Genomic DNA, 14,937 nt, shown 5'->3' with positions numbered 1-14,937 from the left:
AGCATGAGGATTTTGCTTTTGATATAAGCGACAGCCACCGCCAGAAACTGGAAGAATTTAGCGGGGTGTAATGAGGTCAGCAGCATGACAGAAGCCGAAATAACGGGATTAATCCGCCGCGTTGCCGGAATCAGCCAGCAGGCTGACGAACAGGCCACGCAGCCGGACAGCGTGATAGCCGAAAACTATGCGCGTGTTGTTGCTGAGGTGATGCGCCGTGATGGTATAGAACTTAATGGCGTGGATATGCGCAACATACGAACCAGAGTTCTTGAGTTGCTGGCCTACCGTCGCCGCGTGGAGATGTATCGGGAGAAGGAGAAAATCACGTACCACGGGAAGAAGCCGGAGCGGTTACGGCGGTAACTCACTGAGATTAAAGCAAAGCGCAAAATTGCGCTGGCTACATCCCTCACATCTGAGGACTGTTAACCAGCAGGCCGGAATATATTCAGAAACTACGAAATTTTCGCAGTTTAATTACTCGTCAGCTTAATCGCTAACCCGCTCTGATATTTTCGGAAACCTCAATTTGAGGAAGTCGGCGAGGTAACTGTTTGATATTCCCGATAGCGCAAAAATGCGCGGTCGGGCAGAATGACCACCACCTCAATCGTGACGGAGAGTGACAACCAGTGACACACCGTGACAAAAAGACGGTTTAACCGTTCATTAAAAATCGACGTGATTTTGTGCTTTCCGGATGACGTGGCCAACGTCATTTTTTAGCGAAAAATTCTGATTAAGGTCACTGGCTGAACGGTCATAATGACCACGCAGACCATCGAGGCAACCATAGCGATCATCGTTACGGTTGGAGCTTTTCCGCCATTGGTGGAAAAGGTGCACATCTGGATCATCATTACGGTGATCAAGGGTATGTAAAACCCACCAGCCTGATTAAAGGTTAACCGGAAAAAAAATCCGGTAGCCCCGTTATGGGGATCCCCATATCGACATTAACGCCCCTCATGAATTGGTGCGCTTCCCCCTGGAAAGATTACCCGCCTGTATATTTCTTGTGTCTATTTGTTCCACGTTGTTTCATACAGTGCACCGAACGGTGTAGTTAATGGTGTAGTCAATTTGCGATTTTTGGCACTTTTTCAATGAAAATTGTTTAATCGAATCAATGACTTGATGTAGTGGTAAAAGGACATATTTATTCATCTTTCGGCGCAGAATGCTGGCGACCAAAAATCACCTCCATCCGCGCACCGCCCAGCATGCTCTCTCCGGCGACGATTTTACCCTCATATTGCTCGGTGATTTCGCGGGCTACCGCCAGCCCTACACCTTGCCCAGGGCGTAAAGTATCAACCCGTTGACCACGGTCGAAAATGACCTCTCGCTTGCTTAATGGAATACCGGGGCCATCATCCTCGACCACAATATAGAGATGCTCGTCGGTTTGCCTTGCAGAAATTTCGACAAACTCGAGGCAATATTTACAGGCATTATCCAGCACGTTGCCCATCACCTCGACAAAATCGTTCTGCTCACCGACAAAGCTGATCTCTGGCGAAATATCGAGAGAGATATTGACCCCTTTGCGTTGATACACTTTGTTCAGCGCTGAGGTGAGATTGTCCAGCAGTGGGGCGACCGGATGCAGCTCGCGGCTGAGCAATGTCCCGCCGCGCATACTGGCACGATGCAGGTAGTAGCCAATTTGCTGTGAAATGCGGCTGATTTGCTCCAGCATTACCGGCTCAGCATCACTGACGCTCATCTTTTCACTACGCAGAGAACGCAGCGTACTTTGCAGCACCGCCAGTGGCGTTTTCAGACTATGGGTCAGGTCGGTGAGCGTCGTACGGTATTTGTCGTAACGTTCGCGTTCACTTTTTAACAATCGGTTCAGGTTTCGTACCAGACTGGTCAGTTCTCGCGTTGTGGCTGGATTGAGCAATTCGCGGTTATGTTCTTCCAGTTCGCGGACTTCTTTTGCCAGGGCTTCGATGGGGCGTAAACTCCACCAGGCGGCGACCCACAGCAGCGGGATCACTAACAGCAGATTGGCTGAGAGTACATAGATAAACCAGCTCCAGACCATATAGGAACTTTTTAGCTCCACCGGAATGGTATCCACCACCACAATGGTTAATTTTGGCATCCGCGATGTTGCCGGGTAGACGTTTACCGCCACCGAGTGGGTCATCTCCGCGTCGTCATCATCTTCCCGCACTTCCTGCAACTGTTGCTGTATCGAATGATCTCCACTCAGCAAGAGGCTGGTATCGTTAACATCCGCTTCAATTTCATGAAAACCATTCGATTTCAGCCAGTCAGGCTGGATCATTTTCATCAGCCAGGGCACGTCACGTTGCGCCCATAAAAGCTGCCCGTTCTCATCATAAATTAGCGTCATGGTGGGGCTTTGCTTGTCGATATTTTCGGGTAACTCGACATGCAACTTATTGTTTTCCCACTGCGCAAGGGTATAGAACAGATTGCTCTCGCCACGTAACAGCCGAAACGTAGTTTTATCGAAACTGACGCTATAACCGATCAGCGCGACCATTCCGTAGGCAAGCGAAAGCACCAGTACTACCGCTGCCGTTGCCAACAGAAAACGTACCCGCAGCGAGAGCGGGAAAAAAAGACGCAGTAATTTTTTCATCAGCGCAATTCGAACAGGTAGCCCTGGCCGCGAACGGTGGTAATGACTTCTTGCGGATATTGTGCCTGAATTTTTTTGCGCAGACGTCCCATCAGTACATCAATGGTATGGCTTTCCCGCAGCTCCGCATCCGGATAGAGTTGTAGCATTAACGAATCTTTGCTGACCACTTTGCCATTATTGCGTATCAACGTTTCCATAATGGTGTATTCGAACGCGGTCAGTTTGATCACTTCGTCATTAATAGATAATTCACGGCGAGAGAGATCAACCTGAAACGGGGGGAGCGAAATGACCTGTGAAGCCAGACCGCTATTACGCCGCATTAATGCCTGCATTCGCGCCATCACCTCTTCAATATGAAACGGTTTAGTCACGTAATCATCAGCACCGGCACTTAATACTTCGACTTTGTCCTGCCAGCTTTCACGGGCGGTTAATACCAGAATCGGCAGTGAAACATCGTTGCTACGCCAGCGGCGAATCAGTGACAGACCGTCCTCGTCAGGCAATCCGAGATCGACAATCGCAATATCCGGTAAATGTTCATTGAGATAATAATCGGCTTCTTTGGCATCTTCTGCGTCATCGACCTGATGACCAGCATCCTGAATCTGAACTTTAAGGTGGTGACGTAACAACGCATTGTCTTCAACAACCAGTACGCGCATTTTTATTTCTCCCTGTCTTAATTATTAAAATAGTGTAACGCGATTATGTGTTTATGGGGGTAAACATTAAATAAACCAGCGGGGAGGGGAGGTAAAGTGAAAAAAGAAAAAGTGGATAATCTTAATAAGCAGGCCGGACAGCATCGCCATCCGGCACTGATTTGAGGCTTATTTCAGCTCATCAACCATCGTGATAGCTCGACCAATATAGTTAGCCGGCGTCATCGCTTTCAGGCGGGCTTTCTCTTCTTCTGGCAACGCCAGACCATCGATAAACTGCTTCATGCCTTCGGCGTCAACGCGCTTACCGCGAGTAAGCTCTTTCAGCTTCTCGTACGGTTTTTCGATGCCATAGCGACGCATAACTGTCTGGATTGGTTCTGCCAGCACTTCCCAGTTGTGATCCAGCTCATCCAGCAGATGGTCACGGTTCACTTCCAGTTTGCTCACGCCTTTCAGGGTGGATTGATACGCAATCAGCGCATAACCGATACCCACGCCGAGGTTACGCAGCACGGTGGAGTCGGTCAGGTCACGCTGCCAGCGGGAAACCGGCAGTTTGCTTGCCAGATGCTGCAATACCGCGTTGGAAAGGCCCAGATTCCCTTCGGAGTTTTCGAAGTCGATCGGGTTAACTTTATGCGGCATGGTGGAAGAACCAATCTCACCAGCAATGGTTTTCTGTTTGAAGTGGTTAAGGGCGATATAACCCCAGACGTCACGGTCAAAGTCGATCAGAATGGTGTTGAAGCGCGCAACGCAATCAAACAGTTCGGCAATGTAGTCGTGCGGTTCAATCTGGGTAGTGTACGGGTTCCATTGAATACCCAGCGAGGTGACGAACTCTTCGCTGAACTGATGCCAGTCAACTTCCGGGTAAGCGGCGATGTGGGCGTTATAGTTACCGACCGCGCCGTTGATTTTGCCGAGGATCTCCACCTGGTTAAGCTGGCGGTGCTGGCGCTCCATACGGTAGGCGACGTTTGCCATCTCTTTACCGATGGTTGACGGCGTGGCTGGCTGACCGTGGGTACGAGACAGCAGCGGGATATCGCGGTACTGAACGGCGAGATCTTTAATGCCATCAATCAGTTGACGCCAGTACGGCAGGATCACTTCATCACGCGCGGTTTTCAGCATTAATGCGTGGGAGAGGTTATTGATATCTTCCGAAGTACAGGCAAAGTGGATGAATTCAGAAACCGCGTGCAGTTCCGGGATCTCCGCCACTTTTTCTTTCAGGAAATACTCAACCGCTTTAACGTCGTGGTTAGTGGTACGCTCGATGGTTTTGATGCGTGCGGCATCTTCTTCGCTGAAATTGGCGACAATTGCATCAAGGTAACCGATTGCGTCGGCAGCAAAAGCAGGAACTTCCTTGATCGCTGCGTGCGCGGCCAGTTTTTGCAGCCAACGTACTTCAACTTGTACACGGAATTTCAGCAAACCATATTCGCTGAAAATCCCGCGCAGCGCGCTGAGTTTATCGCCGTAGCGTCCATCGACAGGGGAAACGGCGGTCAGTGAGGATAATTCCATAGATCACAACTCCGGGGTTAAATGAGCAAGAATTTGTTTTGCCTGAGTGGTCAGGCGATTACGAGAAAACATCAGTTGTAGACGTCCGCCGCCGACCTGGTGCCAGAGCACGGCGGCGCGAATGCCTGCCAGCAGGGTTGCGCGAACTTTCGCCTGCACTTGTGGGCTTTGCAGTACAGCAGGGGAACCGGTGACCTGAATGCGCGGGCCAAGCGGGCTGATCACATCAACATAGATAGCAGCCATCGCGCTCATCAGCGTTTCGGACTGTAAATCGAAGTGTTCGAGCTGGCGTTGCAGGCCGTTGATCCGGTTGCCCAGAGTGTCGAGCGCGCCTTTCGCTGAGGAGAGTTTGCGCTCAAGCACCATCAAGCTGAGTGTGTAGCGGGTTAATTCGGCGTTTAAGCCCTGGCAACTGCTGGCATTGAGCACGCCGAGCAGGGTTTCCAGCCCGACGCGCAGGTTGGCTTCGCTACCGCCAAAAACCGCCAGCGTCGAGCTGGGGTTCATATCAATAATACTGTTGAGTGAGACGTGTAGCGCATCGGCATCACAATGCCCCTGGTGAGCGAGTTGTTGCACCAGGCGTGCCGACTGACAAATACCGGCCAGGGCGAGGGTGATGTCATAGTAATTCTTTGCCACGTTCACTGCTTCCTTGTTTTAAGTAAAGATAATAATCAGACCGGCAGCGGCAGACGCTGCTCAATAATACCGCCACCGAGGCACACTTCACCGTTATAGAAGACGGCAGACTGGCCCGGCGTCACGGCGGCAACCGGCTCATCGAAAATCACTTTAATGCGATCGTCGTCCAGCGCCTTGACGGTGCACGGAATGTCGGTCTGGCGATAGCGGGTTTTTACCGTGCAACGCATAGTGCCGGTGAATGGTTCGCGATCGACCCAGTGCAGCTGCTGGGCAATCAACCCGACAGACATCAGCCGCGGGTGTTCATGGCCCTGAGCGACAACCAGAATGTTGTTTTCGACGTCTTTGTCCACCACATACCACGGTTCTTCGGTGCCTTCTTTGGTGCCACCGATACCCAGACCTTTACGCTGACCGAGAGTGTGATACATCAGCCCCTGGTGCTCACCAATTTCATGGCCATCGACGGTAATGATTTTGCCCGGTTGCGCCGGGAGATAACGGCCCAGGAACTCGCGGAATTTACGTTCGCCAATGAAGCAAATGCCGGTAGAGTCTTTTTTCTTCGCGGTGACCAGACCAAGATCTTCAGCAATCTTACGCACCTGCGGTTTTTCCAGTTCGCCGACCGGGAACAGGCTTTGCGCAATCTGCTCATGGCTGAGCGTATAAAGGAAGTAGCTCTGGTCTTTATTGCTGTCCAGACCACGCAGCAGGCGGCTCTTGCCATCGACATCGGCCCGACGTACGTAATGACCGGTAGCGATATAATCGGCACCTAAATCTTCGGCGGCAAATTCGAGGAAGGCTTTAAATTTGATCTCCTTGTTGCACAGAATATCCGGATTCGGCGTGCGACCGGCTTTATATTCGGCAAGGAACAGTTCGAAGACGTTGTCCCAGTACTCGGCAGCAAAGTTAACGGTGTGCAGTTCAATGCCGAGCTTGTCGCAGACCGCCTGGGCATCAGCCAGATCCGCTGCCGCTGTGCAATATTCCTCACCGTCGTCTTCTTCCCAGTTCTTCATAAACAGGCCTTCGACCTGATATCCCTGTTGTTGCAACAGCCAAGCAGAAACGGAGGAATCGACACCGCCGGACATGCCGACGATTACTTTTTTTGCGGTTTCAGACATTGGATCACTCACGACATTGAACTTCAAGGCGGCGTATTCTATCACGCAGCCTTTTAGATGACACCCTTTGTAAAAGGCCAGTTAAAATCGCCAATCATCTCCAGCGGATAACGTTGCCCGCTTTGATAACAACGAATACTTTCCGCCACCAGCGGCGAACGAAGATTTGACGCCTGTAAAATTTCTTCGGCGCTGACCCAACGGCAGCAGTCGATATCGCTGTCATGAGGCTGGGTCGGGCATATTTGCTCAAGCTCAATGGCAAAGAGGAAACGCAAAAACGGCGTTTTATCTGGCGCAATCCACTGATGCATACGAATAAAGTGTTGCGGCTGCGCGCTGATGCCGGTTTCTTCCCACAGTTCACGGGCGGCGGCTTCCACTAAGGTTTCATCGGCTTCCAGATGCCCGGCAGGTTGGTTCCATAACGCTTTACCATTAATCGTCTCTTCAACGACTAAAAATTTGCCTTCTGCGTGCACCACGCAAGCAACGGTAACGTGCGGTTTAAACATTTTGCATCCTTAATCTGTCACTTCTCGCCATTCGCCATTGGCAAGATTATCCAAAGAGTAATCTCCCATCGCATAGCGAATCAGTCGCAGCGTGGGGAAACCAACATGGGCGGTCATGCGGCGCACCTGGCGATTACGTCCTTCATATAAGGTGATCTTCAGCCAGCTGGTGGGAATACTTTTGCGTTCACGAATTGGTGGATTCCGCGGCCATAACCACGCGGGTTCGTCAACCAGCTCCGCGCCTGCGGGCAGGGTAGGGCCATCATTTAAGGTTACGCCATTGCGCAAGGCTTCAAGTGCGTCTTGTGTGGGAATACCTTCCACCTGCACATAATAGATTTTTCCGGTGCGTTTACCCGGCTGGGTTAAACGCGCCTGCAACGCGCCGTTATTGGTCAGCACCAGCAACCCTTCGCTATCGCGGTCAAGGCGACCTGCTGCATAAACGCCCTGAACCGGGATGAATTCTTTTAATGTTTTGCGTCCGGCTTCATCGGTGAACTGCGGAAGAACATCGTAGGGTTTATTGAAGAGGATCACACGCGTGGGCTGGTTTTCATGTTTACGCCTGGTAGAACGTTGCGAGCTGAATCGCTTAACCTGGTGATTTCTAAAAGAAGTTTTTTGCATGGTATTTTCAGAGATTATGAATTGCCGCATTATAGCCTAATAACGCGCATCTTTCATGATGGCAAACAATAGGGTAGTATTGACAAGTCAATTACAAATCATTAACAAAAAATTGCTCTAAAGCATCCGTATCGCAGGACGCAAACGCATATGCAACGTGGTGGCAGACGAGCAAACCAGTAGCGCTCGAAGGAGAGGTGAATGGAAAGTAAAGTAGTTGTTCCGGCACAAGGCAAGAAGATCACCCTGCAAAACGGCAAACTCAACGTTCCTGAAAATCCGATTATCCCTTACATTGAAGGTGATGGAATCGGTGTAGATGTAACCCCAGCCATGCTGAAAGTGGTCGACGCTGCAGTCGAGAAAGCCTATAAAGGCGAGCGTAAAATCTCCTGGATGGAAATTTACACCGGTGAAAAATCCACACAGGTTTATGGTCAGGATGTCTGGCTGCCTGCTGAAACCCTTGATCTGATTCGTGAATATCGAGTTGCCATTAAAGGCCCGCTGACCACTCCGGTTGGTGGCGGTATTCGTTCTCTCAACGTTGCCCTGCGTCAGGAACTGGATCTCTACATCTGCCTGCGTCCGGTACGTTACTATCAGGGCACTCCAAGCCCGGTTAAACACCCTGAACTGACCGATATGGTTATCTTCCGTGAAAACTCGGAAGACATTTATGCGGGTATCGAATGGAAAGCTGACTCTGCCGACGCCGAGAAAGTGATTAAATTCCTGCGTGAAGAGATGGGCGTGAAGAAAATTCGCTTCCCGGAACATTGCGGTATCGGTATTAAGCCGTGTTCTGAAGAAGGCACCAAACGTCTGGTTCGTGCAGCGATCGAATACGCAATTGCTAACGATCGTGACTCTGTGACCCTGGTGCACAAAGGCAACATCATGAAGTTCACCGAAGGCGCGTTTAAAGACTGGGGCTACCAGCTGGCGCGTGAAGAATTTGGCGGTGAACTGATCGACGGCGGCCCGTGGCTGAAAGTTAAAAACCCGAATACCGGCAAAGAGATCGTCATAAAAGACGTGATTGCTGATGCATTCCTGCAACAGATCCTGCTGCGTCCGGCTGAATATGATGTTATCGCCTGTATGAACCTGAACGGTGACTACATTTCTGACGCTCTGGCAGCGCAGGTTGGCGGTATCGGTATCGCCCCTGGAGCAAACATCGGTGACGAATGCGCCCTGTTTGAAGCCACCCACGGTACTGCGCCGAAATACGCCGGTCAGGACAAAGTAAACCCTGGCTCTATTATTCTCTCCGCTGAGATGATGTTACGCCATATGGGCTGGACTGAAGCCGCAGACCTGATTGTTAAAGGTATGGAAGGCGCGATCAACGCCAAGACCGTAACCTATGACTTCGAGCGTCTGATGGAAGGCGCTAAACTGCTGAAATGTTCAGAGTTTGGTGATGCGATCATCAAGAATATGTAATCACTACATGTGTTAAATATTTAAACGGGCGTATAACACGCCCGTTGTTTTATTTATGTGGATATTATTAATAGCATATCGAGCATATTTATATAAAACCTATTACTTGAGCCCATATGGGCATATTTTTATAATACAACTCTTATGCAAACATTTATTTGTTATTTCGCTTTCTCCTGGAGGACACTCTTGACTGCTTTTGAGTAAACTCCATAAATTCTTGTTGAATGGTGCAATGTTATAAATAGTAATAGGATATTCTTTTTCCTTAAGGATAATACCAAGCTTAACCGGTGTAAATATCCTTCCAGGAGGAAGAAATATAGTAGATTGATACCAGATGATCATTTTCATATCACCCCATATGGCTGAAAAAGATATGCCGCATGTAGGTTGAATTACCGTGTCAATTACTACCCACTTCATTTGTTATGTCTTATCCCACGGTATTTAATATAGTTCATTTGGATGTTCATTTCTTTATTTTGCATATGAGTATATTACCCCTTCAAAAAATAAATTAATTAAAACGATTGCTTATATAAAACAAAATTTAAATCAAGGAATCTCAATGGATGTTAAACAAAATGAGATTTAGTGAAAACAATAAATTATTCACTTCGTTTTAGATTTGTTTAGCTATAATGTTATACATTCAAATGACTGAACATCCTGTAATTAAAACATAGCCTTTATGCTACTTGGTGCCAATTTGCTAAACATTATGGTTGCCTTTTTATATAACGATAATAATGAATATAAACATGACATGAGAATAAGGTTTCAATTTTTGAGTTATATAGGAAAGGTTTAACCTGTTCCTGGCTAAAATACATATAACTGGATGATGACTAAACCAAAACACATATGCGTTAAGTATTGAAACGGGCGTATGGCACACCCGTTGTTTTTATAAATATATTAACCGTTATAAAATAACGTATAAAAAGTCAAGTGATCACATTTCAAATATCAATTTGATAGTATGGGCTTGGTGATTATTTATGGGTAGCAATAAAAGGACAGTATTTATCATCCATAGGGATAGTCTCTGTACTTTTATTCCCATTATGCTAATGCCTTACTGAATTATGAAGCATTTCTTAAGCATCCAACTTTAGCTAGATTAATGGTTTATTATTTTCTACATCTTCAATATATAAAAGCGTATTATCAATGGCGTAGTAACTGCGTTTGTTATGATTAACATCAGTAACCCAACGGAAAACGCCCGCGCCTGCTAGTGTTGAACAGTATTCCCGAAATGTAGATTTTCCGCAAATATGAAGCAATGCGGCCTCTTTTATTTTAGCAGGATTCTTGGTCGTACTAACTTTTAACTGGTTCCTGGTTCCTCTTAATAACAAAACCGTGTCATCGTGAGTAATAATTCTGATGTTATCCGTAGCCAGATAATAAATGTAATGTGCAATACGGTGATGTTTTAATTCTGAATAAAACCAGGAGAAGTTTTGCTCTTTTCTCACTTGCTCAAACATCTTTTGAAAAACAACGACCTGATCCATCAGGATAATAACCTCTTGTTAGTTGTGAGACTGCGTAGTGTGCACGATCGGTTTTACCACTTCAATCTGGTCTGTCCTTTGGCTGTGATATGTACAGAGTGTGATAGAGGGATTACCTGAATTCTCCCGGTGAGCATTTTGCAACGGACCAGCTCCGGTACAAATGCTGTTGTGGGTTCAGATTATAACATTCTGTCTAAGGGGCGGGATAAAGGTGAAATTAGGGGGCATGAAAGATGACTTTATAACCTTGCTCACCCCAATGTTGTAAAAGTTCGTTTTGCCTTCTCGTTGGTGCCATGCCTGTCCAGACAATCAATGTTTGCGTCGGGAACAGTTCCGGGCGCGGCGATTCAATGGGATCAGCAAGAACAGAAATGTGCCATCCTGACAATGATAAACGCCATGCTTCCAGCCACAATCGTGCTCTCTCTTCAACATTCCACGCCATCAGAATGGCTTCTTTACCGGGCTTACGGCGCGTTTCGAAAAGCGAGGTTGCTGCGTATTCAATTAATGCGCCGTCAAACATACTGCTCATAATGCGGGAGGTGTTGTGATCAAGCACGAGACGCTGGCGAACAGGAAGGTAAACATGATTAATCAATTGATCTACTGGGTACTCTCGACCCAGTGAAATAATTCTCGCGCGTAGTTTGGCAGGATTAGCCATACGAAGAATTGACATCATCTCTTCTTGCAGGCGGCTCCAGTCATCTTCCGTATCCTGGCTGGTGGTTTCCAGTAATGCTTTAACTTTGCCTACAGGGACGCCATTACTGATCCAACGCTTGATCTCTTCGATGCGTTGTATGTCTTCTTCATCAAAGAGTCGGTGTCCGCCTTCACTGCGCTGTGGTTTTAACAAACCGTAGTGGCGTTGCCAGGCCCGGAGAGTGACAGGATTAATCCCGCAACGTTCAGCAACATCACCAATGCTGTAATAAGCCACAATTCCTCCTTGCGGTCACAAATCTCCGTCGCCGGTACACGACCCAATAATACTTTGTACAATATACGCTAAAATTGTACAAAGTATAAATAAGATTTCAGCTAAATTGGATGAAACATTATTTTTAATGTAGATTAAATTTAAACATAACGTATTCATTTTCACGATGATTTACTGAAATCATGTGAAAGAATGTGCTGAAAATTATTTTTTCTCTGGCCACGCTATGGAAGGGATACCATTCAATTTAGCTTTAGCAAACAGATCTCCCTGAAACATCTCAATTCCTGCGGATTCAAGCCACATCCACTCTTCTGGTGTTGCCACGCCCATAGCACTGACTTGAATTTCAAGTGATGTACAGCATTTTATGATCGCTTGAATAATTGCCTGCCGTGGCCCGCTTTTATGAACATTGGTAATCAATTCCTGACTGATTTTAATTCTGTCAGGCTGGAAGCGTGACAGGAGTAACAAACCGGCAAAACCTGCGCCAAAATGATCAATTGCTACACTGATACCGGCAGCCTTAAGCGATTTAATCGCTTCTGCAAACTCATCAAACCGAGATATAACTTCACTTTCAGTAAATTCAACGATGATTTGTTCAGGCACCAGAGCATTGGCCTTTATTTCATCAAGTAAAAAAGAGACTGCGTCAGGTTCGTTAACCAGGGTCATAGGTAATAGATTGATTGAAATCATTTTATCACCGAGCTCAAGTGCGTGTGTCATCGCGAATGCAAGCGCCTTACTTTTGAGATCCGCTGTGTAGATTTCCCCGTCTTTACGCTGCCCAACCGCTATGGCTGATGGGCTATCTTCATTTTTTTGCACAATGGCTTCAAAAGCGATTATCCGCCGCGATAAGGGATCGACAATAGGATGAAAGGCAAAGTGGTCGTTTATAGTTGGTGAAAGGGTACAGGAATCAAGTTCTTTATCAGATCCGTCAGCGATAAAAAGCCAGGAGTCTTCGGCAGGGATCTCGAAATAGGTTGATTGTTCGGTTGCAAGGACAAAAGTACGAAAAAATTGTAGCGCTCTGTCATCATAAGTTAGCTGAAATTTTGATGTGCCTTTGTCGAATACGGCCTGTAAAACGTCATCTCGCTCGTGCAGGCGCAAATCAAATAATTCCATTCCCGCTTTGCCAAAACGGCGAGCAGGCGCGTAATCGCACAGCAGCTCAACAATATTATAGTGCCGTGGATCTTGGCATATAGCCCGATATATCATTTTAACCTGTTCTTCCGGACCTTCCAGAAGCTGGAAAAAATGAGAACCATTAAACAGTAAGATCCCTGTTACGTCAGACTGCATGTTCCTGCGATTTGCTATCGAAACCATTTCTTCGATTTTTTTGACAGGTTCGTCGTCACGTATATGGCTACGATAAATAAGGGTGGTAAGCATTAACAATCCAGGGTAATGGGTGAGGCGAGAGTAAGACGGTAACAGACATATCTTCTTGTGTCTTTCTTTTAATACCAAAACATAACCGTTTCTTTACATTGATAAAAAATGGAAAAAGTTGAACACGAGTTGGCGAAAAATCTTGTATAGATTGTCAGTTAAATGATGCAATATGTTTTATCATAACACATTGTTTTATATACATTAGTACTAATTGCAAAAAATTAATTTATCATTCTGTACACATATTTCGTACAAGTTTGCTATTGTTACCTCACTTCACATTGATTAACATTTTTAACAGAGGCGTAGCATGCATCAAAATTCAGTGACTTCAGATTCTGCGGGAGCAATCACTCGTTACTTTGCAAAAGCTAACTTGCCTACTCAGCAGGAAACTCTCGGGGAAATTGTGACTGAGATTTTGAAAGATGGACGTAATCTGAGTCGAAAGTCGCATTGTGCCAAACTTCTTTGCCGACTGGAACAAGCGACAGGGGAAGAGGAACAGAAACATTATAATGCACTAATTGGGTTGCTTTTTGAATAATGCAACAGCCTGATTATTTAACAGGTTAGCTATGAAGTCGTTATGAAGACATCTGATAATGAACGTATAAAATATGAAATTACTGGCCAGGCGGTGCTCCAGATACTGCGCATGAAGATAAATTTTTCATTGCAGACTCTTATTAAGCAATTACTCGTAATGAAATCGGCTGAGGAAGATGCTTTCCGACGCGATTTAATTGACAGCATAATTCGTGATTTTAGCAATAGTGATTCAGGAGGGCCAAACCGAAGAACAGCGACAGCTGACAATAAAAGTATGTTCAATGGTAAGAAAATAAACAGAATACATTAAAATTTCATAAGTAAGATGAGAGGTTACCATGCTTGAAGATACTACAATTCATAATGCAATAACTGATAAAGCGTTAGCAAGTTACTTTCGCAGTTCGGGTAATTTGTTAGAAGAAGAGTCAGCAGTGTTAGGGCAGGCTGTCACCAATTTAATGCTTTCAGGCGATAATGTTAATAATAAAAATATTATCTTAAGTCTGATACACTCCCTGGAAACAACAAGTGATATTCTCAAAGCTGATGTGATTAGAAAAACACTGGAAATCGTGTTGCGATACACAGCTGATGATATGTAACTTCTAATTATTAAGTATAAGTTTATAGAAAACTCATTCATCTTATTTTTGTCTGTCGCTTTAGACTATACACAGCATAATTTTATTGGGTTAATATTTCTACGAGGCTGACATGAATAATTCAATCCCAGAGAGATTTATTTTTCAATGTGCTTTGTTTAAAAATCTCGAGAGGGAGGTGTTCATGACGCATGGGTATGTTGATAGTCATATTATTGATCAGGCTTTACGCTTGCGTTTAAAAGATGAAACCAGTGTGATTCTTTCTGATCTCTATCTGCAAATATTGCAGTACATTGAAATGCATAAGACTACACTAACGGATATCATTATTAATGACAGGGAATCCGTGCTCTCTTAGAACTTGAGTAAGGTTTTAGAATAAACATCAGCTGTATCACCATGCTGATGCAAAGTGAGCATTTCAGGCGTTATGCTTTCTTATTATGTCCGCAATATCAGGTGTCAAGAATGGAGAGTTCTCGCTCTCCATTCTTGACGCCTGATATCCCGCCTAACTTATTTTGTACTGCCTACATTATGCTCAATAATTAATGGGTTAGATCAAGATGGAGAAAATTTTATCTTCGGCGTGGATATTTCTTATGCTCTCTACCATGCATCTCTGTAGATGCCAGCGCGAGCGAATGAATGGCATTTTCA

20 protein-coding genes are annotated in these 14,937 nt (G+C 46.1%); 7 read left to right on the top strand and 13 right to left on the bottom strand.

From position 1 onward, the window contains the following. Both ACUU1I_RS15355 and ACUU1I_RS15350 read left to right on the top strand, forming a co-directional pair. Positions 1-71 (top strand): hypothetical protein (locus tag ACUU1I_RS15355; RefSeq protein WP_449144854.1); only part of this gene is annotated, 71 nt, incomplete at its 5' end. 13 nt (positions 72-84) lie between these two features. Further along, positions 85-366 carry a hypothetical protein gene (locus tag ACUU1I_RS15350; RefSeq protein ID WP_000133420.1) on the top strand — a complete coding sequence of 94 codons (282 nt, stop codon included), beginning with the start codon at positions 85-87 and terminating at the stop codon, positions 364-366. A gap of 796 nt (positions 367-1,162) precedes the next feature. Here ACUU1I_RS15350 and phoQ read toward each other — a convergent pair. From phoQ to rluE, 7 genes are all read right to left on the bottom strand, one after another. Then, positions 1,163-2,623: a two-component system sensor histidine kinase PhoQ gene (phoQ, locus tag ACUU1I_RS15345; RefSeq protein WP_000735425.1), complete on the bottom strand. Its 1,461-nt coding sequence runs from the start codon at positions 2,621-2,623 to the stop codon at positions 1,163-1,165. Then, complete coding sequence (phoP, locus tag ACUU1I_RS15340) at positions 2,623-3,294, bottom strand: two-component system response regulator PhoP (RefSeq protein WP_001265481.1); 672 nt, start codon at positions 3,292-3,294, stop codon at positions 2,623-2,625. Before phoP ends, phoQ begins: the two co-directional genes overlap by 1 nt. A 168-nt stretch (positions 3,295-3,462) precedes the next feature. After that, on the bottom strand, positions 3,463-4,833 hold the full coding sequence (purB, locus tag ACUU1I_RS15335) for an adenylosuccinate lyase (RefSeq protein WP_000423710.1): 1,371 nt from the start codon (positions 4,831-4,833) through the stop codon (positions 3,463-3,465). Between the two features lie 3 nt (positions 4,834-4,836). Further along, entirely contained in the window at positions 4,837-5,478 is a 642-nt protein-coding gene (gene hflD, locus ACUU1I_RS15330; protein WP_005047980.1) for a high frequency lysogenization protein HflD, read from the bottom strand. A 35-nt stretch (positions 5,479-5,513) separates the two neighbouring features. Further along, a complete protein-coding gene (gene mnmA / locus ACUU1I_RS15325) occupies positions 5,514-6,620 on the bottom strand; it encodes a tRNA 2-thiouridine(34) synthase MnmA (protein ID WP_005067849.1) in 1,107 nt (368 codons plus the stop codon). A gap of 53 nt (positions 6,621-6,673) precedes the next feature. After that, positions 6,674-7,135: a phosphatase NudJ gene (nudJ, locus tag ACUU1I_RS15320; RefSeq protein WP_000476093.1), complete on the bottom strand. Its 462-nt coding sequence runs from the start codon at positions 7,133-7,135 to the stop codon at positions 6,674-6,676. Positions 7,136-7,144: 9 nt separating this feature from the next. After that, positions 7,145-7,798, bottom strand: coding sequence for a 23S rRNA pseudouridine(2457) synthase RluE (gene rluE, locus ACUU1I_RS15315; RefSeq protein WP_001248669.1), 654 nt, complete (start codon positions 7,796-7,798; stop codon positions 7,145-7,147). A 171-nt stretch (positions 7,799-7,969) separates the two neighbouring features. Between rluE and icd the strand changes: the two genes are divergently transcribed. Then, complete coding sequence (gene icd / locus ACUU1I_RS15310; RefSeq protein ID WP_000444487.1) at positions 7,970-9,220, top strand: NADP-dependent isocitrate dehydrogenase; 1,251 nt, start codon at positions 7,970-7,972, stop codon at positions 9,218-9,220. Between the two features lie 102 nt (positions 9,221-9,322). Here icd and ACUU1I_RS15305 read toward each other — a convergent pair whose 3' ends face one another. From ACUU1I_RS15305 to bluF, 6 genes are all read right to left on the bottom strand, one after another. Then, positions 9,323-9,646: an anti-adapter protein IraM gene (locus ACUU1I_RS15305; protein ID WP_000872354.1), complete on the bottom strand. Its 324-nt coding sequence runs from the start codon at positions 9,644-9,646 to the stop codon at positions 9,323-9,325. Positions 9,647-9,898: 252 nt separating this feature from the next. Then, a complete protein-coding gene (locus tag ACUU1I_RS15300; protein ID WP_175057952.1) occupies positions 9,899-9,943 on the bottom strand; it encodes a hypothetical protein in 45 nt (14 codons plus the stop codon). Positions 9,944-10,178: 235 nt separating this feature from the next. Beyond that, a complete protein-coding gene (gene ymgL / locus ACUU1I_RS15295; protein ID WP_032157025.1) occupies positions 10,179-10,289 on the bottom strand; it encodes a protein YmgL in 111 nt (36 codons plus the stop codon). Between the two features lie 52 nt (positions 10,290-10,341). After that, a complete protein-coding gene (locus tag ACUU1I_RS15290) occupies positions 10,342-10,746 on the bottom strand; it encodes a DUF1398 domain-containing protein (protein WP_000373108.1) in 405 nt (134 codons plus the stop codon). A gap of 220 nt (positions 10,747-10,966) precedes the next feature. After that, complete coding sequence (gene bluR, locus ACUU1I_RS15285) at positions 10,967-11,698, bottom strand: DNA-binding transcriptional repressor BluR (protein ID WP_000332284.1); 732 nt, start codon at positions 11,696-11,698, stop codon at positions 10,967-10,969. Between the two features lie 204 nt (positions 11,699-11,902). Beyond that, positions 11,903-13,114, bottom strand: coding sequence for a blue light-responsive regulator BluF (gene bluF, locus ACUU1I_RS15280; protein ID WP_024260619.1), 1,212 nt, complete (start codon positions 13,112-13,114; stop codon positions 11,903-11,905). Between the two features lie 313 nt (positions 13,115-13,427). Between bluF and ycgZ the strand changes: the two genes are divergently transcribed. The 4 genes from ycgZ (at position 13,428) to ymgC (ending at position 14,635) form a co-directional block, all read left to right on the top strand. Continuing rightward, positions 13,428-13,664: a regulatory protein YcgZ gene (gene ycgZ, locus ACUU1I_RS15275; protein WP_000554152.1), complete on the top strand. Its 237-nt coding sequence runs from the start codon at positions 13,428-13,430 to the stop codon at positions 13,662-13,664. 42 nt (positions 13,665-13,706) lie between these two features. Then, positions 13,707-13,979 (top strand): two-component-system connector protein YmgA, encoded by a 273-nt coding sequence (locus ACUU1I_RS15270; RefSeq protein WP_000858002.1) that lies wholly within the window; start codon positions 13,707-13,709, stop codon positions 13,977-13,979. A gap of 28 nt (positions 13,980-14,007) precedes the next feature. After that, positions 14,008-14,274: a biofilm/acid-resistance regulator AriR gene (gene ariR, locus ACUU1I_RS15265; protein ID WP_000888772.1), complete on the top strand. Its 267-nt coding sequence runs from the start codon at positions 14,008-14,010 to the stop codon at positions 14,272-14,274. A 112-nt stretch (positions 14,275-14,386) separates the two neighbouring features. Then, a complete protein-coding gene (ymgC, locus tag ACUU1I_RS15260) occupies positions 14,387-14,635 on the top strand; it encodes a protein YmgC (RefSeq protein ID WP_001065752.1) in 249 nt (82 codons plus the stop codon). Positions 14,636-14,937 lie beyond the last annotated feature (302 nt).

The sequence above is a fragment of the Shigella sp. SIG3 genome (assembly GCF_053555855.1).
This window is presented reverse-complemented; position numbering and strand designations above follow the sequence as displayed.